Genomic DNA, 21,051 nt, shown 5'->3' on the forward strand with positions numbered 1-21,051 from the left:
ACTCAGCGTGGCTTCTTACAGGTCGCCGAAGCGCGACTGCAGTGCGGCGATGGCGGCGAGCCCGGCGGTTTCGGTGCGCAGGATGCGCGGGCCGAGACGGAGCCCGATGAAGCCCGCCGCCGACAGCGTGTCGCGATCGCGCGGCGACCAGCCGCCCTCCGGCCCGATCGCGACCACGACCGCAGCTGCATCGATCTGCGCCGTGGCGAGGGACACGTCGCCGGTCGGGTCCAGCGTCAGCTTCGTTGCCCCGTGATCGACCGCCTGTGCCGCGTCGCCCAGTGTGGTGGGTACCGCCAGCGACGGCAGGCGCGCACGGCCGCTCTGTTCGCAGGCTGAGGCGATGACGCTGCGCCAGTGCGCCATGCGCTTTTCCGTGCGATCGGCATCGAGCTTCACTTCGGTGCGCTCGGCCATCACCGGGATGATCGAGGCCACGCCCAGTTCGGTCGCCTTCTGCAGGATCAGGTCCATCTTCTCGCCACGCGCGATGCCCTGCAGCAGGCTGACGCGCAGCGGCGACTCGTTGTCGACGTCACGCGCGCCGACCACGTCGGCCAGTACGCCCCGCTTGCCGATCGCGGCGATGCGCGCGTCGTAGTCGCGGCCGTCGCCATTGAACAACACGCAGCCGTCGCCCTCGCGCAGGCGCAGTACGCGGGCCAGATGGTTGGCGGAGGCGTCGGGCAGGGCGATCGACGTGCCGACCGCCAGGCCGGCATCGACGTGGCAGCGGGTCAGGCGCATGACGTGGCCTCGTCGATGGCGTGGCGGGTGACGTCGGCGAGGAGTTGCAGGGCATCCTCGTCCACGCAGTAGGGCGGCATCCAGTACAGCACGTCGCCCAAGGGGCGCAGCACCACGCCGCGTGCGAGCGCGGCCCGGTACGCCTTCAGCCCGATACGTGCGGCGGCGGGGAAGGGTGTCGCCTTGTCGCCGTCCTGGGTGAGTTCGAACGCGAGCATCATGCCGGCCTGTCGCACGTCGGCCACATGCCGGTGCGACGCCAGCGGTGCGGCGAGCACGGCCATCGCGTGGGCCGTGCGGCGGTTGCGCGCCAGCACGTCGTCGCTGCGGAAGATGTCCAGCGATGCCAGCGCAGCGGCGCAAGCCAGGGGATTGCCGGTGTAGCTGTGCGAATGCAGGAACGCGCGTTCGCGCGAATCGTCCAGGAAGCCATCGTAGAGCGCCTGGGTGGCCAGCACCGCGGCCAGCGGCAGGAAGCCGCCGGTCAATCCCTTCGACAGGCACAGCAGGTCGGGCATCACGCCGCTCTGTTCGCTGGCGAACAGCGTGCCGGTACGCCCGAAGCCGACCGCGATCTCGTCGGCGATCAGAAACGCGCCGCTGGCATCGCACAGCTCACGTACCCGAGTCAGGTAGTCGGCGTGGTGCATGCGCATGCCGCCCGCGCACTGCACGCGTGGCTCGACGATCACGGCACAGACCTCGCCCGCATGCTGCTCCAGCAGCCTGCCCAGCGCGTCGGCAGCACGCGCGGCGCACGCGGCCGGCGATTCGCCGGGGTGCGCCAGGTACGCATCGGGCGAGGGCGCGAACAAGGCCTCCGCCAACAACGGCGCATACACGCGGCGGTACAGCGGAATGTCGCCGACCGCGAGCGCGCCGAGCGTTTCGCCGTGGTAGCCGTTTTCCAGCGCGATGAACTTCGTGCGCCGGTGGTCGCCGCGGTTGTGGAACCAGTGGAACGCCATCTTCAGCGCCACTTCCACGCCGGACGAACCGTTGTCCGCGTAGAAAACCTTGGCCAGCGGCGCGCGACCCGCCTGCCGCGGCGCCACCGCCAGCAGCCGTTCGGCCAGTTCGATCGCCGGCGCATGGGTGAAGCCGGCCAGCATCACCTGTTCGAGTACGCCGGCCTGGGCCGCGATGGCGGCACCGATCCTAGGCTCAGCGTGGCCGAACAGGTTGGTCCACCAGCTGCTCACCGCGTCCAGGTAGCGCGATCCGTCGTGGCCGATGAGCCACGCGCCCTCGCCCCGGGCGATCGGGACCAGCGGCAAGGTGTGCGGGTGTTCACGCATCTGCGTGCAGGGATGCCACAGCACGGACAGATCACGGGCACGCCAGTGGTCCGCCTCTGCTAGCATTCCCGCTTGATGATCCTGTTGTCGCATCCCCCCATGATATCGGGCACCACCCCCTGCCGTCGCCGCGCTCCGCGTGGAACGGGCGGAACGTGCGCCGTCGCATGAGCCGCCTTCCCACCATCCATGGGATCACCCAGCGCGCCGACGGGCCGGATCGCCACGTCGAAGAGCTGGACCTGGAGTTCAGCAACGGCGAGCGCCGCCGCTACCACCGCCTGCGCTCGCAGGGTCATGGCGCCGTGGTGGTGGTGCCGATGCAGGACGACGACACGGTGCTGCTGGTGCGCGAGTACGCCGCCGGCATGCACCGCTACGAACTGGGCCTTGTGAAGGGCCGGATCGACGCGGGCGAGACGCCAGAACAGGCCGCGGACCGCGAGCTGAAGGAAGAAGCCGGTTTCGGCGCGCACCGCCTGGACGTGCTGCGCGCCCTGACCCTGGCGCCCACTTACATGAGCCACCAGTCCTGGCTGGTGGTGGCGAGAGACCTGTACCCCGAGCGCCTGCCGGGGGATGAACCCGAGGAGTTGGAAGTAGTGCCCTGGAAGTTGCAAGACCTCGACCAGCTGATGCTGCGCGAGGATTTTTCGGAAGGCCGTTCGCTTGCGGCGTTGTTCATCGCCCGCGAATGGTTGAAAGAGCGGACATGAGCCGCATGACCGCAGACCTGCACGAAGCCGTCATCGTCATCGCCCGCGAAGCGGGCCTCGCCATCATGGCGGTGTACGAGAACGCCTTCGACGTGCAGCACAAGAGCGACGACAGCCCGCTGACCGCCGCCGACATGGCCGCCCACCAGGTGATCATCGACGGCCTGCGCCGCCTGACCCCGCAATGGCCTGTGTTGTCCGAGGAAGCCGCCGACATCCCGTGGGCCGAGCGCAGCCAGTGGCCGACCTACTGGCTGGTGGATCCGCTCGACGGCACGCGCGAGTTCATCAAGCGCAACGGCGAATTCACCGTCAACATCGCACTGATCGAGCAGAACGAGCCCATCTTCGGCGTGGTCCATGCGCCGGTCGGCGGCGAGACATGGCACGCGCGGCAGGGGCGGAACGCCTACCGCCGCGTCGGCGACGTGGATGCGCAGATCCGCACGCGGGCGCCGGCCACCGGCACGCTGAAAGTGGCGGCCAGCCGGTCCCATCGCGACGCGCGCACGCAGGCTTTCCTCGACGGCATGGGGACGATCGAAGACGTCGCGCTCGGTTCGTCGCTCAAGTTCTGCCGCATCGCCGAAGGTGCCCTGGACGTCTATCCGCGTTTCGGCCCCACCAGCGAGTGGGATACCGCCGCCGCGCAATGCGTGCTGGAAGCCGCCGGCGGCGCACTGCTGGCGCCGGATGGCCGCGCGTTCCGCTACAACCGCCGCGAGACGCTGCTCAACGGCGATTTCGTTGCGCTGGGCGACATGACGTTGCCATGGCGCACCTGGCTGGCGCTGGCGCAGGACGACGCGAATGGGCACGCCCGCATCGCCTGACGGCGACATCGCGCGGCTGTTGGCCATCATGGCCCGGCTGCGCGATCCCGATGGCGGTTGCCCCTGGGACCTGGAGCAGGATTTTTCCACCATCGCGCCGTACACGGTGGAAGAAGCCTACGAAGTCGCCGACGCGATCGACCGGCACGACCTGCAGGCCTTGAAGGACGAACTGGGCGACCTGCTGCTGCAGGTCGTCTTCCATGCGCAGATGGCACAGGAGCAGGGTGCCTTCGCGTTCGGCGATGTCGTCGCCGCCATCTGCGACAAGATGGTGCGCCGCCATCCGCATGTATTCGGCGAGGCCTCATTCGCCGATGCCGAGGCGCAGACCGTCAACTGGGAGGCCATCAAGGCCGCCGAACGGAAGGCCGCCGGCGAGGAAGATGCATCCGCATTGGCCGGCGTGTCGCGCGGGCTGCCGGAATGGCAGCGCGCAGTGAAGCTGCAGTCGCGCGCGGCGCGCGTGGGCTTCGACTGGCCGGGCACCGCACCGGTGATCGACAAGCTGCACGAAGAGATCGACGAAGTCCGCGTCGAGCTCGCCGCCGCACCCTCGCCGGAGCGCGATGCGCGGCTGGAGGACGAGATCGGCGACCTGCTGTTCGTCGCCGCCAACCTCGCCCGGCACGCGAAGGTGGATGTCGGCAGCGCGCTGCGCCGGGCCAACCTGAAGTTCGAACGCCGCTTCCGCGCGATGGAGGCGATCGCCGCCGCGGAAGGCACCACGATGTCCGCGCTGGACCTCGAAGCACAGGAAGCGCTGTGGACGCGGGTGAAAGCCACGGAGCGGAACCCGGCGTGACCCGCGCCTGCGTTAGGCTTGCCGCATGAAGACCCTGCTGCTGTTCCTCGCCACCGCGGTGGCCGAGATCGTCGGCTGCTATCTGCCGTATCTGTGGCTGCGCAAGGGCGGCAGCGCCTGGTTGCTGGTGCCGGCCGCGGCGAGCCTGGCACTGTTCGCCTGGTTGTTGACGCTGCACCCCACGGCCTCGGGCCGCGTCTACGCCGCGTATGGCGGCGTCTACATCACGACGGCGATCTTCTGGCTGTGGGCGGTCGATGCCGTGAAGCCGACGCGCTGGGACCTGCTGGGCGCCGGCTTGTGCCTGGCCGGCATGGCGGTGATCATGTTCTCGCCACGCGCCGCCTGACCCTGTGGGAGGGGACATGAGCCGCTTCGCCAGCTTCCGCGAGTTCTATCCGTTCTATCTCGACGAGCACAGCAACCGCACGTCGCGGCGCCTGCACTTCATCGGCAGCTGCGGTGTGCTGGCGCTGCTGGCGATGGCCATCGTCGAGCGCAACGCGTGGTGGCTGCTCGCCGCGTTGTTCTGCGGGTATGGCTTCGCCTGGGTCGGCCACTTCTTCTTCGAGAAGAACCGGCCCGCGACCTTCAAGCATCCGTTCTATTCCTTCGCCGGCGACTGGGTGATGTTCAAGGACATCCTCACCGGGAAGATCCGGTTCTGACCCTCTTCCTACAGGTTCATTCGTAGAACATCAGGAACGCCGCACCCACGATCAGGGCAAAGGCAGCGTAGTGGTTCCACTTCAGCGGCTGGCCCAGATACCAGGTGCTGAAGCCGGCGAAGACCAGGAGGGTCAGGACCTCCTGGATGGTCTTCAGCTGCACGACCGAGTACACCGTGCTGCCCATCCGGTTAGCCGGCACCATCAGGGTGTACTCGAAGAACGCGATGCCCCAGCTGGCCAGGATCGCCACGAACAGCGGCGAGGACTTGTACTTCAGGTGCCCATACCAGGCGAACGTCATGAAAACGTTGGAGGCCAGCAGCAGGAAAAGGGGCAGGATGCGGTCGATCATGGCAAGGCCGTCGGGAGGGGAGCGCGAAGCGTAATGCCAACTGCCGGCTGAATGGAGAGGGCGTCTTCACGCGGTGTCTACCGGTGGCCCGGTAGCTTCACAAACCTGAAGCCTCTCAAGGAGTTGTCATGCGACACAGTCAGGAAACCGCGGGTCTGGTGCTGGTGGTGGAAGACAACCGCAACATTTCCGAGATGATCGGGGAATATCTGGAAGGCCGCGGCTTTGAAGTCGACTACGCCACCGACGGCCTGGACGGGTATCGCCTGGCGGTGGAGAACAGCTACGACGTGCTGGTGCTGGACCTGATGCTGCCGCGGCTGGACGGCATGGAAGTCTGCAAGCGCCTGCGCACCGAGGCACGCAAGTCCACGCCGGTGCTGATGCTGACCGCGCGCGACACCCTGGACGACAAGCTGACCGGCCTGAGTTCCGGTGCGGACGACTACCTGACCAAGCCGTTCGCGATCCAGGAACTGGAAGCGCGCCTGCGCGCGCTGATCCGCCGCGAACGGCGCCAGGTGGGAGCCGAGGTGCTGAAGGTCGCCGACCTGGTGCTGGACCCGGTCAGCATGCGTGCCACGCGCGGCGGCACCGAACTGATGCTCTCGCCCATCGGCCTGCGCCTGCTGACCATCCTTATGCGCGAATCGCCGCGGGTGGTGACGCGCCAGGAGATCGAGCGCGAGATCTGGGGCAATGGCCTGCCCGATTCGGACACGCTGCGCAGCCACCTCTACAACCTGCGCAAGGTGATCGACAAACCGTTCGACAAGCCGCTGCTGCACACCGTGCAGAGCGCGGGCTACCGCATCGCCGACATCGGCTGACCGGACCGTCGGCGCGCGGCATCTTCCTGCCTCCGCCCGACGACTGCCCATGCGCCACGGCCTGCCCCGCAAACTCAGGATCGCCTTCATCCTGCAGGCCGTCATGGTCAGCCTGGCCATCGTGCTGGGCGTGTACGTGATCTCCGCGGTCATCAAGCACAGCCTGATGAACACCGCGCTGCAGGAAGAGGCCGGGCACTTCTGGGAGCTCTACAGCGCCAGTACCGCGCAGCCGCCACCGAACACCTTCAACCTGCGCGGCTACCTGGTGCTGAAGGGGCACTCCAACCTGGTGCTGCCGGAAAACCTCCGCGATCTCCGTCCGGGCTTCCACGAATTGAAGGACGACGACCTGCTGGTGCTCGTCGACGAGCAACCGCAGGGCCGCCTGTACCTGGTGTTCCTGCGTTCGCAGGCCGAGCGCCTGGCCTTCTACTTCGGCACCGTGCCGATCATCATGACCCTGGTGGCCATCTACCTGGTGTCGTGGCTGACCTACCGCGCCTCCAAACGCCTGGTGTCGCCGGTCAGTTGGCTGGCACGGCAGGTGGCGGAATGGGATCCGCGCCGCCCGGATGTCAGCGCGCTGGCGCCCGAACGCCTGCCGAGCGACGTGCAGGGTGAGGCCCGCCAGCTGGCCTCGGCGCTGCACGGCCTGGCCCAGCGCGTCACCGCGCATGTGGCGCGCGAGCGCGATTTCACCCGCGACGCCAGTCATGAACTGCGCACGCCGCTGACCGTCATCCGCGTGGCCACCGACATGGGCATGGCGGAAGATGCGCCGCCACGCGTGGCCCGTGCCCTGCAGCGCATCCAGCGCGCCGGCCGCGACATGGAGGCGGTGATCGATGCCTTCCTGATCCTCGCGCGCGAAGCCGAGGTTGAACCGCAGAGCGAAGACTTCGACGTGGCCGACATCGTCATGGACGAGGCCGAAAACGCACGCACGCTCCTGCTCAACAAGCCGGTCGACCTGGAGGTCACGCTGCACGCGCGCCCGCGGCTGCATGCGCCGCCGCGGGTGTTCCAGGTCGTGGTCAGCAACCTGCTGCGCAATGCCTGCGCCTACACCGACCGCGGCCGCATCGACGTGCTGCTGGAGCCCGACCGGGTGGTCGTGCGGGACAGCGGCATCGGCATGTCGGCCGAGTCGATGACCCGCGTGTTCGAACCTTTCTATCGTGCCGACCCCTCGCGTCCGCACGGCAGCGGACTGGGCCTGTCCATCGTCAGCCGGCTGTGCGAACGCTTCGGCTGGAAGATCGAGCTGGACAGCGAGCTGGGGCGCGGCACCACGGCCACGATCCGCTTCGTTCCGTAAGCTATACGGGAACTGATCGGTACCGCACGCTGTCAACGCCGCGGCCTCCGGCGCGTTCCCCCTTCCGACTCCCCCTCTTCCGAGCCGACTCACTGCATGAGCCAGCCTGCACGCACTGCCCCCCGCAAGCCTTCCCCGTTGCCCAGGATCCTGCTGGGGGTCGCCGTCATCGCCCTCGTCGGTGCGGGCGCCTGGTACTGGACCTCGCGCAAGGCCGAGGGTGCCGAGAGCGCCTATCGCACCGCCACCATCGAACGCGGCGACATCCGCGTGGCCATCTCGGCCACCGGCACGCTGAGCGCCATCTCCACCGTGACCGTCGGCAGCCAGATCTCCGGCCAGGTCACCGACGTGCTGGTGGATTACAACAGCGAGGTCAAGAAGGGCGAGGTGCTGGCACGCATCGATCCGAGCACGTACGAAGCCCAGATCGAACAGGGCAATGCCCAGATCGCCAACGCGCAGGCCAGCCTGAAGCAGGCGCAGGCCACGCTGGCGAACGCCGAACTCGATTACACCCGCAAGGCCGACCTCGGCCGACAGAAGCTGGTCGCGCAGAGCGACGTCGACCTGGCGCGCGCGTCGCGCGACCAGGCACGCGCGCAGGTCAATGCGGCGCAGGCGCAGATCCGCCAGCAGACGGCGTCCACGCAGACCACCCGCGTCAACCTCGACCGTACCGTCATCCGCTCGCCGGTGGATGGCGTGGTGCTGACGCGCACCATCGAGCCGGGCCAGACCGTGGCCGCCAGCCTGCAGGCGCCGGAGCTGTTCACCATCGCCGAAGACCTGTCGAAGATGAAGATCGAGCTGGCTGTCGACGAGGCCGACATCGGCCAGGTCAAGGTGGGACAGGCGGTGTCCTTCACCGTCGACGCGTTCGCCGACCGCCAGTTCCGTGGCGAGGTTCAACAGGTGCGCCTGTCCGCCACCACCACCAGCAACGTGGTGACCTATCCGGTAGTCGTCAGCGTGGACAACAGCGACGGCACGCTGCTGCCCGGGTTGACCGTCAACGCCGAGATCGAGGTCAGCAAGCGCGACGACATCCTCAAGGTGTCCAACGCCGCGCTGCGCTACAAGCCGACCGGCGAGCAGGCCAACGCCTCCGCGACGGCGCAGGCGGCGCCCCAGGGTGGGCAGAACCGCGGTGGCGGCATCAGCGACGACCTCGTGCGCGTTGCAGGAAGCCTGCAGCTGAAGCCCGGGCAGCAGGCCGCCTTCGATGCGGCACTGACGGCGTTGCGCGAACGCCAGGCGGCGCGCATGGCACAGGCGCAGCAGCGCGGGGGTGCCAGCATGTTCGGGGGACCGGGCGGCGGTCCGCGTTCGGGTGGCAATGCGGGGGGCGGCGGCGCGATGCAGGCGCAGATGCGCCAGCGCATGGCCGAACGCATGCAGCAGGATTTCGCCCCGTTCCGCGCCACCCTGGATGACGCGCAGAAGCAGCGCTGGGATGGCGAGCTGCGCACCTTGCTCGCGGCCAAGCGCGCGCCCGTCTACAAGCTGGTCGACGGCAAGCCGGAGATGGTGCAGGTGCGCGTGGGTGCCAGCGACGGCACCAGCACGGAAGTATCCGGACCGGTGAAGGAAGGCGACGTGGTGGTCGTGGGCGAGCGCGCGAAGGAATGAGCATGCCGTCCGCAACTGCCGGCGACCGCGTGCCGGTCATCCAGACGCACGCGCTGGGCAAGGTGTATTCCGCCGGGACCGAGGCTGAGGTCGTCGCGCTGCGCGGCGTGGACATGCGCGTGGACCGCGGCGATTTCGTCGCGATCATGGGACCGTCAGGCTCGGGCAAGTCCACGCTGATGAACCTGATCGGCTGCCTGGACACGCCCAGCGACGGGCGCTATCTATGCGACGGCATCGACGTGGCGACACTGGATGCCGAACAACTGGCGATCCTCCGCCGCGAGAAGATCGGCTTCGTGTTCCAGGGCTTCCACCTGCTGCCGCGCATGACCGCGCTGGAGAACGTGGCGATGCCGCTGGGCTATGCGCAGGTACCCCCCGGCGAACGCGCCGAGCGCGCGCGCCAGGCGCTGGCCGCCGTCGGCCTGGCCGAGCGCGCCGGCCACCGTCCCAACGAACTGTCGGGCGGCCAGCAACAGCGCGTGGCCATTGCGCGTGCGCTGATCAACGAGCCCCCGATCCTGCTGGCCGACGAACCCACGGGCGCGCTGGACAGCAAGACCGGCGAAGAGATCCTTTCGCTGTTCAAGCGCCTGCGCGACGACGGCCACACCGTCATCCTGATCACCCATGACGCCGAAGTCGCCGCGCATGCCGACCGCATCCTGGTGATGCGCGATGGCGAACTGCACGAAGACCTGGATCATGCGGGAGGCCGGCCATGAAGTTCTCCGACATCCTGCGCACCGCGCTGCATGCGCTGCGCGGCAACTGGATGCGCAGCGCGCTGACCTCGCTCGGGGTCATCATCGGCATCGCCGCCGTCATCGTCATGGTGTCGGTGGGCCAGGGCACGCAGGCGGAAATCGACAAGCTGGTCTCCGGCCTGGGCTCGCAGCGCCTGGACATCAGCCCGGGCGCGGGCCGCGGTCCCGGCGGCGGTGGCGTACGCATGAGTTCCAGCAGCTTCTACACGCTGAAGGAAGGCGACGTGGAGGCGATCCGCAACGAGATCCCGGAAGTGCAGTACGTGGCGGGTGCCTTGCGGGGCAATACGCAGATCGTGTTCGCGGAGAACAACGCATCGACCAGCTGGCAGGGCGTGCAGGCGGATTTCTTCGACATCAACGGTTGGGTCATCGCCAATGGCGAGGGCTTCGATGCGCAGGACTACTCCAGCGCCGGCAAGGTCGTGATCCTGGGCGAGACGGTGCGTCGCACGCTGTTCGGCGAGGACAGCGGCGTCGGCCAGACCGTGCGCCTCGGGCGCGTGCCGTTCACCGTCGTGGGTACCCTGGCGCCGAAGGGGCAGGGGGGATTCGGCCAGGACCAGGACGACGTGATGATGGTGCCGCTGGAAACCGCGCGCCGGCGCCTGCTCGGATCGATGGGCCTGCCGCCGGGCGCCGTGATGCAGGTGGCGCTGACGGTGGCCGATGCCAAGGACCTGAGTTACGTGCAGGGCGAGGTGGAGGCGCTGCTGCGCCAGCGGCACAAGATCAATCCGGGCGAAGAGGACGACTTCAACGTCCGCAACATTTCCGAGATCGTCGCCACGCGCACGGCCACGACCAAGCTGATGTCGCTGCTGCTCGGCGCAGTGGCGACCATTTCGCTGATCGTGGGCGGCATCGGCATCATGAACATCATGCTGGTGTCGGTGACCGAGCGCATCCGCGAGATCGGCCTGCGGATGGCGGTGGGTGCGGGACCCGGCGACGTTCGCCGGCAGTTCCTAGCCGAGGCGATGTTGCTGTCGCTGGGTGGCGGCGTGCTGGGTATCGTCATCGGTGTGGCCGGTGCGCTGCTGGTGGGCAAGTTCAGCGACCTGCCGGTGGCGTTGAACGGGCAGGTCATCGGCCTGGCGGCCGGCTTCTCGATCGCCACCGGCCTGTTCTTCGGCTACTACCCGGCGCGCAAGGCCTCGCAGCTGGACCCGATCGAGGCGCTACGCTCGCAATAGGCCGTCGGGGGCTGGTGCGCTGCGGTCGCGGGAGTATGCTGGATGCCCGTCGTGCCCACCGGTCCCGCGCCATGAGCCCGCATTCCTCCCGCCGGCCGCTTGCATTGGCGATCCATGGAGGCGCCGGCGTCATCGAACGGAGCAGCCTTGGCGCCGAGGCCGAAGCCGCGATCCACGCCGACCTCGCGCGTGCGCTCGATGTCGGGCACGCCATCCTCGCCACCGGCGGCAGCGCGCTGGATGCGGTGGAAGCCGCGGTGACGGTGCTGGAGGATTCTCCCTACTTCAACGCCGGTCGCGGCGCGGTGTTCACCGCCGAGGGCCGGCACGAGCTCGATGCGTCGATCATGGACGGGCGCCATCGTCGCGCGGGCGCGGTGGCCGGCGTCATGACGGTACGTCATCCGGTGCGCTTGGCGCGGCGCGTGCTGGAGGATTCCCCGCATGTCTTCCTGATCGGCGATGGTGCGGAGCAGTTCGCCGATACGCAGCCCGGCATCGAACGCGTGCCGAACGGCTGGTTCTCGACCGAGGCGCGCCGCATGCAGTTGCGCGACGCGCAGCAGCGCGAGCAGCAGGCGTGGAACGGCAACGACGATCTGCGCGGACGCTACTTCGGTACGGTCGGTGCGGTGGCCCTGGACAGTCGCGGGCACGTCGCGGCTGCGACGTCGACCGGCGGCATGACCAACAAGCGCTGGGGCCGGGTGGGCGATTCGCCGGTGATCGGCGCCGGGACCTGGGCCGATGCGCGCTGCGCCGTCTCGTGCAGCGGGTGGGGCGAGTTCTACATCCGCAACGCGGTCGCCCACGACATCGCGGCACGGGTCGCTTACCGGGGCGATCGCCTCCACGACGCGGTGGAGGATGTCGTCCTCGGCGATGTCCCGCAGCATGGCGGCGACGGCGGCGCCATCGCGTTGGATACCGATGGCAATGTATCGCTGGTGCTCAACACGCGTGGCATGTACCGCGGATGGGTGTTGCCGGACGGCACGCGGGGCACCGCGATCTACCAGGAGGCCTGATGCCGGCGGCACCGGGCGGGAACGAAGTCACGCTGACGCACGAGGACTATCGCGCCCTCCGTGCGCAGGCGTTGCGGTTGTGTCGGCGTGCGCATGAAGCGGACGACCTGGTGCAGGAGGCGTTGCTCGCGGGACTGCTGGCCGGGCGGCACGATCTGCCATGGCTGTCGGGTGTCGTGCGCCACCAGGCCGCGATGGCTGCCCGCGCCGCCGGACGTCGCCGCCGGCGCGAGGCCGAGGCGGGCCTGTTGGCCGGCAGCGAAGAAAGCCCGTCGCCACACGCCCCCACCAGCGGTACCACCGCCTGCCCGCCGTGGCTGGCCGCGTTGCCGCCCTCCGCACGCAGGCTGGCGATACTCGCGCTGCATGGCCTGTCGGCGGACGAGATCCGCTGGATCCTGCGCATCGAACCGACCGCTTTCCGCCAGCGCCTGACCCGCATCCGCAAGGCGCTCGCCGCACAGTCGCCGGCAGCGCGTGCGGAAAGCATCGCGCTCGCGCACCAGCGCGATCCGGCGCGCAGCGTGGACCTCGCCTTCGGCCTCGCCCGGCGCGCGCTGAAGGCGGCCATGCAGGCTGGCGAGGGGCTGGGTACGCATGATCCGGACGGTCATCTGATCCTGATCGATGCCGGTGCTCACACTTCGCCTTCCCGCGGCAACGTACGGAAGGGAATCACACAGGAGGACATCCCATGCTCGGACACTGCAAGGTAGGCGCCATTGTGTTCTTCGTTTCCGACCTGGCCCGGTCGGTGGGCTTCTATCGCGACACCCTGGGCCTGCCCATCGCCGCGATGGACGGGCATGACGGGCCGTTCGCGATGGGCGAGGTGGGCGAACTCGCCCTGGTGCTCATTCCACGGCCTGCGCGCGCAGGCGAATCGCCAGTCGTCGTCTTCAGCCTGGACGGGGGCATCGATGACCACGCGGAAGCGCTGGCTGCGAAGGGCGTGGACATCGTGGTGCCGGTCAGCGAATCGCCCGATGGCGGACTGTCGCTGGATTTTCTCGACCCCGATGGCAACGTGCTGAGCCTGCACCAGAACGAGGGTGCGCCACGGCGGCGATGACCGCGCGATTCTTCCGCCGATGCGAACCATTCCCATGGCTACCGGTGGCAGGGTTCCGGCGCGCGACAGAGGAGAAAATGTTAGCTGAAAATCCATATCTAGAACGAAAATTACAAGCTAGATTCGACCCACTGCGCTGTCCCGCGCGGCAATCACAACACTCGGAGTCGGATCGGCTTATGAAGAAGAATCGCATGGCGGTGTGGGTGGGTTTGGCACTCGTGACGATGGGCGCGGCGCAAACCGCGAGCGCGGGTGGCAGGCCGGATCTGGTGATCAAGGGATTGAAGGCGGGCCAGCCGCACGTCAGTGGCGAGTTGCTGGTGAAGTATCGCGATGGCGCCGTGCTGGCCGACCGTGATGCGGTGGTGCAGGGCCTCGGTGCGCAGAAGCTGGAGACGGTGCGTCGCGGCAATGGCCGCAGCGGCGAAATCGCCCTGCTCAAGCTGCCAGGCAACGTGGATCTGTCCGCCGCCGTGCAGGTGCTGAGCGCAGACCCTGCCGTCGAGTACGCCGAGCCCAACTGGACCTACCAGCACAACGCGGTCTCCAACGACACCTATGCCACCAACGGGTCGCTGTGGGGCATGTACGGCGATGCGGGCACGCCCGCCAACGTCTACGGCTCGCAGGCGTCCGAGGCCTGGGCCGCCGGCCGTACGAGCTGCGGCAATGTCGTGGTCGGTGTGATCGATGAAGGCATCTACTTCAATCATGAAGACCTGACCGCGAACATCTGGACCAATCCCTACGACCCGGTCGATGGCGTGGACAACGACGGCAACGGCTACGTGGACGACGTGCGTGGGTGGGACTTCGACGGCAACACCAACGACATCAACTCCGGCGGCGCCAACGACGACCATGGCACCCACGTGGCCGGCACCATCGCCGGTGTCGGTGGCAATGGCAAGGGCGTGGCCGGCGTGTGCTGGAGCGGCGTGAAGCTGATCAGCGGCAAGTTCCTCGGCCGTCGTGGCGGCAGCACGGCCAATGCCATCAAGGCGCTGGACTATTTCACCGACCTGAAGACGCGTCATGGCCTCAACCTGGTCGCGACCAACAATTCGTGGGGCGGTGGCGGCTACTCGCAGGCGCTCAGCGATGCCATCGACCGGGCCGGCCAGGCGGAGATCTTGACGATCGTCGCGGCAGGCAACGACAGCGTCAATTGCGAAGGCAACACCTCGGGGGCGTGCTACCCGGCGTCGTATCCCAACGCCAGCATCATTTCGGTGGCGGCGCTGCGGTCCACCGGCGCGCTGGTCTACAACTACGGTGTCACCACGGTGGACCTGGGCGCGCCCGGTTATGGCATCTGGTCGACCGTGCCGAAGGCATCGAAGGGCAGCGTGGTCTCCGGTTATGCCAGCTACAGCGGCACCTCGATGGCCACGCCACACGTCACCGGCGCGGCCGCGCTCTACGCGTCCACGCGTCCCGGCGTGACGGCGGCGCAGATCAAGGCGGCGATTCTCGGCGCCACGGTGCCCACGCCGTCGCTGCAGGGCAAGACGGTCACCGGCGGACGCCTCAACGCCAGCGGCTTCTGATCCGCGCAGGCGATGCAACGAAGAAGCCCGGCATCGCCGGGCTTCTTTTTTTGTGCGGACGCGCTTACTTGAGATAGGGCGCGATCACGCGCTGCCAGATGACGTAGCCGGCACGGTTCATGTGCAGCCGGTCCTCGATGAACAAGGATTCGTCCGGCTGGCCGCTGGCGTCCAGCATGGGCGTGAAGATGTCGATGTAGTCCACGCCCAGGCGCTTGGCTTCCGCCGCGATCAACCCGTTCGCCTCCCGCTGCACGGACAGCAGCTGCGCACGCGACGGGCTGGGTTTGTTGCTGATGTACGCGATCCTTGTTTTCGGCAGGTCGCGGCGCACGCGTTCGACGAAGGCGATGAAGTCCGCATGCAGTTGCTGCGGCGTGCGCCCCGCGTTGAGGTCGTTGTCGCCGGCATAGATCAGGATCTGCCGCGGCGCATACGGCACGACGATGCGGTCGGCATACCACGTGCTGTCGCGCAGTTCGGAACCGCCGAAGCCCCGGTTGATCACCGGCACGCCCGGGAAGTCCTGCGCCAGCGTGTCCCAGAAGCGGATCGACGAGCTGCCGATGAACAGCACGCCCCCGCGCGGCGGCGGCGACTGCGCGTCGGCCGCCTCGAAGCGCTGCATGTTGGCTTCCCAGGCCGGGCTTGAGACCTGTTCGGGGATCCGCGGTGCCTCCTTGGCTGAAACCGGTGTCGCTGCCGTGGCCGGGGTCGTTGGTTGGGTTCCGGCACAGGCGGCCAGCAGTGCGACCAGCGCGGAGGCGATCAGCGGCAGGCGTACGGTATTCAGGAAGGGCACGAGGGGGAGGTCTCCTTGGAAGCGGGCAAGCTAGTGGACCAGCCCGTTCCCGGGGATGCAAACCGCTGGCGAGGCGGCCCGAGATCGCCTTGTGGCAAAATTGGACCCTTGGGCGCAGTGCATGCGCCGGCTCCACCCGACACCTCCCTCTGCTGGATCCGGCTTCGGCCCGACCGGCCGGGGCCGATGCGGGACCCCTTTCCGCCTCAACCCGCCCCATGGCAGACGAAACCGGACACTTCCCGCGCGGCCCCGGCCGCATCCTGAAAGCCACCGTCTGGTCCCTGCAGGGACTGCGCGCGGCGTGGATGCACGAATCCTCGTTCCGCCTCGAGGTCTACCTGCTGGTGGTGATGGCACCCTTGGCGCTGTGGCTGGGCGAAACCGGCCTGGAGCGCGCGGTGATGATCGGCAGCTGCCTGCTGGTGCTCGCGGCGGAACTGCTGAACTCCGCGGTGGAAGCGGTGATCGAGCGCTACGGTCCCGAACACCACGAGCTGGCCGGTCGCGCCAAGGACATGGGCTCCGCTGCCGTGTTCGTGCTGATGATGAACGTGCTGCTGTGCTGGGCGCTGATCCTCGCACCACGCTACCTGTGAATTTTTGATCCGAACCTAGGTACCCCCCGATGATGGAATTGCTTACCGATCCGCAGGTGTGGATCACGCTGGTCACGCTGAGTGCGATCGAGATCGTGCTGGGCATCGACAACCTGGTCTTCATCTCCATCGCGGTCAGCAAGCTGCCGCCGCACCAGCGCGAAGTGGCCCGCAAGTTCGGCATCGCGGTGGCGTGCATCACCCGCATCCTGCTGTTGTTGACCCTTGCGTGGCTGGCCGGCCTGACCGCCGACCTCTTCACGCTGTTCGGCCAGGGCATCTCGGTTCGCGACCTGGTGCTGATCTTGGGCGGCGTGTTCCTGCTGGTGAAGGGCACCAAGGAAATCCTGGAGCTGGTCAAGGGCGAGCCCGATTCGGAAGACGTGCATACGCGTCCCGCCGCTTCGTTCGCCGGCGTGATCGCGCAGATCGCGGTGATCGACATCGTGTTCTCGCTCGACTCGGTGATCGCGGCCGTGGGCATGGCCAACCACACCCCGGTGATGGTGGCGGCAATCCTGTTGGCCGTGGCGGTGATGCTGCTGGCGGCGCGCCCGCTGGGCCAGTTCATCGACAACAACCCGACCATCAAGATGCTGGCGCTGGCCTTCATCGTGGCAGTGGGCGCCTACCTGCTGCTGGATGGCTTCGAGATGCACATCCCGAAGGGTTATCTGTACGGTGCGATGGCCTTCTCTGTCGTGGTCGAGTGCCTCAACCTGTGGGCGAAGAAGCGCGCCAGCCAGCGCATGCTGCGCGAGTGAATCCGCGCCTCGCGAGGGCGCGGCGAAAGGCTGCCTCGGGAGCCTTTCGTTTTTCACGGAAGCCTAACGAAGCGCCGCAGGTGTGATGGGCGCACCTGCTTGCGCCTTCACGGGCAAGGTGCTGCAATCAGTTCGTCCGCCCTAGGGAGTGTCGTGCCATGCGCCAGGTGTCGCGTCTGTGGTTGATCGTCGTGCTGGTCGCGCTGTTGTCCGGTTGCGGGTACAACGCCATCCAGCAGAAGGACGAAGCGGTGAAGGCCGGTTGGTCGGAAGTCCTGAACCAGTACAAGCGCCGCGCCGACCTGATCCCCAATCTGGTCAAGACCGTGCAGGGCTACGCCCAGCAGGAGCGCCAGGTGCTGACCGACGTGACCAACGCGCGTGCGCGGGTGGGGCAGATCCAGGTCAATGCCGACGATGCGGCATCGCTGCAGCAGTTCCAGCAGGCGCAGGGCGAGTTGTCCAGTGCGCTGTCGCGTCTGCTGGTGGTGACCGAGAACTATCCCAACCTGAAATCCGACCAGTCCTTCCGCGACCTGCAGGCGCAACTGGAAGGCACGGAAAACCGCATCACCGTCGCACGCGGCCGCTACATCCAGACGGTGCAGGACTACAACACCTACATCCGCCAGTTCCCGCAGGTGATCACCGCCAAGATCACCGGCGCCAAGGAAAAGCCGAACTTCACGGTCGAGAACGAAGCGGCGATTTCCGAAGCGCCGGCCGTCGATTTCGGCACCCCGCCGCCGGCCGCACCGCAGGCGCCCACACCGCCGCCACCCCCGTCGCCCGGCAACTGAGCCACGCCGATCGCCGCCCTGCTGCGCGCGCTGGCGCTCTGCCTGCTGCTGGTGGCAGCGCCCGCATGGGCGCAGTCGCTGGCCGCGATCCCTGCGCTGGATTCGCCGGTGGTCGACACCACCGGCACGCTGGATGCCTCGCAGAAGCAGCAGCTCGAACAGCAGGCGCTGGCGTTGCAGCAGCGCAAGGGTAGCCAGCTGCAGGTGCTGATGGTGGCGACCACGCAGCCGGAGACCATCGAGCAATACGCGCAGCGCGTTTTCGACCAATGGAAGCTCGGCCGCAAGGGCGTGGACGACGGCGTGTTGCTGCTGGTCGCGAAGGAGGACCGCCGTGTGCGCATCCACCCCGGCTACGGACTGGAAGGTGCCATCCCCGATGCCATCGCCAACCGCGTCATCCAGGAGTATCTGGCACCGAAGTTCCGCGAGGGTGACTTCGGTGGCGGTATCGCCGATGCCACGGCGACCCTGGTGAAACTGATCGACGGCGAAACGCTGCCGGCCCCGGTCAGCACGCATCGCGCCAGTCCGGGCGGCGGTCGGGGTGGCGACTGGATCTTCGCCCTTTTTGCGGCCTTCATCGTGGCGACCCTCGTGCGCGGCATGTTCGGTCGCGCACCTGCGGGGTTGCGAGGCCTGTTCACCGGCGGGGCCGCCGCCGGGGTGGCGCTGCTGCTGTCTTCGCTCATTCCCGCCGGCATCGCGGGCGTGTTCGGCCTGCTGTACGGCCTGGCCTCGGTGTCGACGCGCGGTGGTTATGCCCGGCACCGCGATTGGGGCGGCTGGGGTGGCGGCGGAGGCGGCTGGGGAGGGGGTGGCTTTGGTGGGGGCGGGGGTGGCTTCGGCGGCGGTGGCTGGGGCGGAGGTGGCGGCATGTCCGGAGGCGGTGGCGCCTCGGGGAGCTGGTGATGCGCCTGTTGCGCCATCTGTTCGCCCGTTCCGCCCGGCGGCTGTTCCCCGAGGACAGCCTGCACCGCATTACCGATGCCATCGCGGCAGGCGAGCGGCTGCATCGCGGCGAGGTGATGTTCGCGGTGGAGTCCAACCTGCCGCCGAGCGCCGTGATCGCGGGCGTGGATCCGCGGCAGCGCGCGCATGAGGTATTCGTCCGCCTGCGCACCTGGGATACGGAAGCGAACAACGGCGTGCTGATCTACCTGCTGCTCGCCGACCATCGCATCGAGATCGTGGCCGATCGCGGGCTGGCCGGCCGGGTCAGTGAGGCGCAGTGGCGCGAAGTCTGCCAGCTGATCGAGACGGGCATGGGTGAGGGCCGGGCCGAGCAGGCTGTCCTGGATGGCATCGCGGCGACCTCGGCATTGCTGGCCCAGTATTTCCCGCAGCAGTCGGGCCAGGCCGACGAGGACGAACTGCCCAACCGTCCGCACCTGCTTGACTGATATCGGAGCCGTGGAGCGGAGCGTGCTCCGCTGACGTGATGCCCGGCTGCTCTCTCTCGGCCGGGCAGGCTCGGCGCTACGCGGGCGGCCAGTCATCCACGCACGGGGCGGGTGGGGCAGAATAGTCGCTCCCCACCGGCACTGCCGAGGCGCATGATCTACCTTCACCAGATCGACCCGATCATCTTTTCGCTGGGACCGGTCAAGCTGCACTGGTACGGCTTGATGTACCTGCTGGCGTTCGTCACCGCCTGGTGGCTGGGACGCCTGCGCGCCTCGCAGGGACGCCTGCCCGGCGTCAATGCGGATGCGTTCTCCGACCTGATGTTCTACGCGATGCTTGGCGTCGTGCTGGGCGGGCGTATCGGCTATGTGCTGTTCTATGGGTTCGGCACTTTCCTCGACAATCCCTTGTCGATCTTCAAGGTGTGGGAAGGCGGCATGAGCTTCCATGGTGGCCTGCTCGGCGTGATGGCCGCGGCGCTGTGGTGGTCGCGCAAGCACCGTTTGCACTTCTTCGACACGATGGATTTCGTCGCGCCGCTGGCCGCGCCTGGGTTGGGCTTCGGCCGGCTGGGCAACTTCATCGGCGCCGAGTTGTGGGGCAAGTACACGCACGCCAACTGGGGCGTGATCTTCCCGACCGACCCCGCGCTGCGCCAGATGGACGCGCTGCAGCTGAAGGCGCAGTACGCCGCGGGCGCGTTGAATCAGTTCGCCCGCCATCCCTCACAGCTCTATCAGGCCTTCCTCGAAGGGTTGGTGATGTTCGTCGTGCTGTGGACGGTCTCGCGCAAGCCGCGGCCGCGCTACCTCGTGTCGGGCCTGTTCGCGCTGATGTACGGCGTATTCCGCTTCCTGATGGAATTCGTCCGCGTGCCGGATGAAGGCCATTACGTCGCCTGGGGCTGGCTGACAAAGGGCCAGGTGCTCAGCGTGCCGCTGGTGATGCTGGGCCTGTACCTGCTGTGGCTGTCGCGTCGTGCGCCGACGCTGCAGCCCGTCGTTCCCGCGCCGGTCGCCGGCAAGTAAACCGTGAAGCCTTTCGCCGGAGACCAGGCATGAAGCAATACCTCGACCTGTTGCGCCATGTGCTGGAACAGGGTGCCGAGAAGTCCGACCGCACCGGCACCGGCACCCGCAGCGTGTTCGGCTGGCAGATGCGCTTCGACTTGAACGAAGGCTTCCCGCTGGTCACCACGAAGAAGCTGCACCTGCGCTCGATCATCCACGAGCTGCTGTGGTTCCTGAAAGGCGAAACCAACATCGCCTACCTGAAGGACAACAAGGTCAGCATCTGGGACGAATGGGCCGACGAGCACGGCGAACTGGGCCCCGTGTACGGCAAGCAGTGGCGCAGCTGGGAGGGCGCCGACGGCAAGACCATCGACCAGATGCAGTGGCTGGTGGACGAGATCAAGCGCAATCCGGATTCGCGCCGCCTGGTGATCAGCGCCTGGAACGTCGCCGAACTGCCGAAGATGGCGCTGATGCCGTGCCACTCGCTGTTCCAGTTCTACGTCGTCGACGGCAAGCTCAGTTGCCAGCTCTACCAGCGCAGTGGCGACATCTTCCTCGGCGTGCCGTTCAACATCGCCAGCTACGCACTGCTGACGCATATGGTGGCGCAGGCGACGGGCCTCGGTGTCGGCGACTTCGTGCACACGCTGGGCGATGCGCACCTGTATTCGAACCACTACGACCAGGCGCGCGAGCAACTGTCGCGTGAGCCGCGCGCGCTGCCGAAGCTGCACCTCAATCCCGACGTCACCGACCTGTTCGGCTTCACCTTCGATGACATCGAGATCCACGACTACGATCCGCATCCGGCGATCAAGGCGCCGGTGGCGGTTTAGCGG

The 21,051-nt window shown here is 67.8% G+C and carries 25 protein-coding genes; 21 read left to right on the forward strand and 4 right to left on the reverse strand.

Annotated features, from left to right (window positions below; genetic code table 11):
* Positions 1-15: 15 nt before the first annotated feature.
* Positions 16-747, reverse strand: coding sequence for a 16S rRNA (uracil(1498)-N(3))-methyltransferase (locus ACSQ19_RS11465; RefSeq protein WP_435997083.1), 732 nt, complete (start codon positions 745-747; stop codon positions 16-18).
* Entirely contained in the window at positions 738-2,111 is a 1,374-nt protein-coding gene (gene bioA / locus ACSQ19_RS11470; protein ID WP_435997085.1) for an adenosylmethionine--8-amino-7-oxononanoate transaminase, read from the reverse strand. Before bioA ends, ACSQ19_RS11465 begins: the two co-directional genes overlap by 10 nt.
* A gap of 101 nt (positions 2,112-2,212) precedes the next feature.
* Between bioA and nudE the strand changes: the two genes are divergently transcribed.
* From nudE to ACSQ19_RS11495, 5 genes are read left to right on the forward strand one after another with little or no spacing between them, the layout of a single operon-like run.
* On the forward strand, positions 2,213-2,761 hold the full coding sequence (gene nudE, locus ACSQ19_RS11475) for an ADP compounds hydrolase NudE (protein ID WP_299340829.1): 549 nt from the start codon (positions 2,213-2,215) through the stop codon (positions 2,759-2,761).
* Positions 2,758-3,594: a 3'(2'),5'-bisphosphate nucleotidase CysQ gene (gene cysQ / locus ACSQ19_RS11480; protein ID WP_296282763.1), complete on the forward strand. Its 837-nt coding sequence runs from the start codon at positions 2,758-2,760 to the stop codon at positions 3,592-3,594. The genes nudE and cysQ overlap by 4 nt, the downstream gene beginning before the upstream one ends.
* Positions 3,572-4,399, forward strand: coding sequence for a nucleoside triphosphate pyrophosphohydrolase (gene mazG / locus ACSQ19_RS11485; RefSeq protein WP_435997087.1), 828 nt, complete (start codon positions 3,572-3,574; stop codon positions 4,397-4,399). Before cysQ ends, mazG begins: the two co-directional genes overlap by 23 nt.
* Before the next feature lie 25 nt (positions 4,400-4,424).
* A complete protein-coding gene (locus tag ACSQ19_RS11490) occupies positions 4,425-4,748 on the forward strand; it encodes a YnfA family protein (RefSeq protein ID WP_435997089.1) in 324 nt (107 codons plus the stop codon).
* A 16-nt stretch (positions 4,749-4,764) separates the two neighbouring features.
* Positions 4,765-5,067, forward strand: a complete 303-nt coding sequence (locus tag ACSQ19_RS11495; protein ID WP_296282760.1) for a DUF962 domain-containing protein — start codon at positions 4,765-4,767, stop codon at positions 5,065-5,067.
* 16 nt (positions 5,068-5,083) lie between these two features.
* Here ACSQ19_RS11495 and ACSQ19_RS11500 read toward each other — a convergent pair whose 3' ends face one another.
* Entirely contained in the window at positions 5,084-5,422 is a 339-nt protein-coding gene (locus ACSQ19_RS11500; RefSeq protein WP_296282759.1) for a DMT family protein, read from the reverse strand.
* A 128-nt stretch (positions 5,423-5,550) separates the two neighbouring features.
* Here ACSQ19_RS11500 and ACSQ19_RS11505 point away from each other — a divergent pair, with 128 nt between their 5' ends.
* The 9 genes from ACSQ19_RS11505 to ACSQ19_RS11545 all read left to right on the forward strand — a co-directional run bounded on the left by ACSQ19_RS11505 (position 5,551) and on the right by ACSQ19_RS11545 (position 14,824).
* The gene (locus tag ACSQ19_RS11505) at positions 5,551-6,252 is read left to right on the forward strand and encodes a response regulator transcription factor (RefSeq protein ID WP_055940490.1); all 702 of its coding nucleotides are present in this window, start codon (positions 5,551-5,553) and stop codon (positions 6,250-6,252) included.
* 49 nt (positions 6,253-6,301) lie between these two features.
* Positions 6,302-7,573: a sensor histidine kinase gene (locus tag ACSQ19_RS11510; protein WP_296282758.1), complete on the forward strand. Its 1,272-nt coding sequence runs from the start codon at positions 6,302-6,304 to the stop codon at positions 7,571-7,573.
* A 96-nt stretch (positions 7,574-7,669) separates the two neighbouring features.
* Positions 7,670-9,205 carry an efflux RND transporter periplasmic adaptor subunit gene (locus ACSQ19_RS11515; RefSeq protein ID WP_435997093.1) on the forward strand — a complete coding sequence of 512 codons (1,536 nt, stop codon included), beginning with the start codon at positions 7,670-7,672 and terminating at the stop codon, positions 9,203-9,205.
* A gap of 2 nt (positions 9,206-9,207) precedes the next feature.
* Positions 9,208-9,933 (forward strand): ABC transporter ATP-binding protein, encoded by a 726-nt coding sequence (locus ACSQ19_RS11520; protein ID WP_435997095.1) that lies wholly within the window; start codon positions 9,208-9,210, stop codon positions 9,931-9,933.
* Positions 9,930-11,171, forward strand: a complete 1,242-nt coding sequence (locus ACSQ19_RS11525; protein WP_435997097.1) for an ABC transporter permease — start codon at positions 9,930-9,932, stop codon at positions 11,169-11,171. Before ACSQ19_RS11520 ends, ACSQ19_RS11525 begins: the two co-directional genes overlap by 4 nt.
* A gap of 71 nt (positions 11,172-11,242) precedes the next feature.
* Positions 11,243-12,199, forward strand: a complete 957-nt coding sequence (locus ACSQ19_RS11530; RefSeq protein ID WP_435997099.1) for an isoaspartyl peptidase/L-asparaginase family protein — start codon at positions 11,243-11,245, stop codon at positions 12,197-12,199.
* Entirely contained in the window at positions 12,199-12,915 is a 717-nt protein-coding gene (locus ACSQ19_RS11535) for an RNA polymerase sigma factor (protein WP_435997101.1), read from the forward strand. The genes ACSQ19_RS11530 and ACSQ19_RS11535 overlap by 1 nt, the downstream gene beginning before the upstream one ends.
* Complete coding sequence (locus ACSQ19_RS11540) at positions 12,894-13,271, forward strand: VOC family protein (protein ID WP_296282752.1); 378 nt, start codon at positions 12,894-12,896, stop codon at positions 13,269-13,271. The genes ACSQ19_RS11535 and ACSQ19_RS11540 overlap by 22 nt, the downstream gene beginning before the upstream one ends.
* Positions 13,272-13,450: 179 nt before the next feature.
* On the forward strand, positions 13,451-14,824 hold the full coding sequence (locus tag ACSQ19_RS11545; protein ID WP_435997105.1) for a S8 family peptidase: 1,374 nt from the start codon (positions 13,451-13,453) through the stop codon (positions 14,822-14,824).
* Positions 14,825-14,888: 64 nt separating this feature from the next.
* Here the strand turns inward: ACSQ19_RS11545 and ACSQ19_RS11550 are convergent, their stop codons facing one another.
* On the reverse strand, positions 14,889-15,617 hold the full coding sequence (locus ACSQ19_RS11550; protein ID WP_436000963.1) for an SGNH/GDSL hydrolase family protein: 729 nt from the start codon (positions 15,615-15,617) through the stop codon (positions 14,889-14,891).
* Between the two features lie 227 nt (positions 15,618-15,844).
* Between ACSQ19_RS11550 and ACSQ19_RS11555 the strand changes: the two genes are divergently transcribed.
* The 7 genes from ACSQ19_RS11555 to ACSQ19_RS11585 all read left to right on the forward strand — a co-directional run bounded on the left by ACSQ19_RS11555 (position 15,845) and on the right by ACSQ19_RS11585 (position 21,048).
* Complete coding sequence (locus ACSQ19_RS11555; RefSeq protein ID WP_296282749.1) at positions 15,845-16,225, forward strand: diacylglycerol kinase; 381 nt, start codon at positions 15,845-15,847, stop codon at positions 16,223-16,225.
* A 29-nt stretch (positions 16,226-16,254) separates the two neighbouring features.
* Entirely contained in the window at positions 16,255-16,989 is a 735-nt protein-coding gene (locus ACSQ19_RS11560; RefSeq protein WP_435997108.1) for a TerC family protein, read from the forward strand.
* Positions 16,990-17,147: 158 nt separating this feature from the next.
* Positions 17,148-17,789, forward strand: coding sequence for a LemA family protein (locus tag ACSQ19_RS11565; RefSeq protein WP_296282747.1), 642 nt, complete (start codon positions 17,148-17,150; stop codon positions 17,787-17,789).
* A gap of 9 nt (positions 17,790-17,798) precedes the next feature.
* On the forward strand, positions 17,799-18,701 hold the full coding sequence (locus ACSQ19_RS11570; RefSeq protein ID WP_436000964.1) for a TPM domain-containing protein: 903 nt from the start codon (positions 17,799-17,801) through the stop codon (positions 18,699-18,701).
* Complete coding sequence (locus ACSQ19_RS11575) at positions 18,701-19,192, forward strand: TPM domain-containing protein (RefSeq protein ID WP_435997110.1); 492 nt, start codon at positions 18,701-18,703, stop codon at positions 19,190-19,192. The genes ACSQ19_RS11570 and ACSQ19_RS11575 overlap by 1 nt, the downstream gene beginning before the upstream one ends.
* A 153-nt stretch (positions 19,193-19,345) precedes the next feature.
* Positions 19,346-20,224: a prolipoprotein diacylglyceryl transferase gene (gene lgt / locus ACSQ19_RS11580; protein ID WP_435997113.1), complete on the forward strand. Its 879-nt coding sequence runs from the start codon at positions 19,346-19,348 to the stop codon at positions 20,222-20,224.
* Between the two features lie 29 nt (positions 20,225-20,253).
* The gene (locus ACSQ19_RS11585; protein ID WP_435997115.1) at positions 20,254-21,048 is read left to right on the forward strand and encodes a thymidylate synthase; all 795 of its coding nucleotides are present in this window, start codon (positions 20,254-20,256) and stop codon (positions 21,046-21,048) included.
* The last annotated feature ends 3 nt before the right edge of the window (positions 21,049-21,051 follow it).

It is taken from the genome of Pseudoxanthomonas sp. LjRoot127, assembly GCF_964253495.1.
Classification (GTDB): domain Bacteria; phylum Pseudomonadota; class Gammaproteobacteria; order Xanthomonadales; family Xanthomonadaceae; genus Pseudoxanthomonas_A.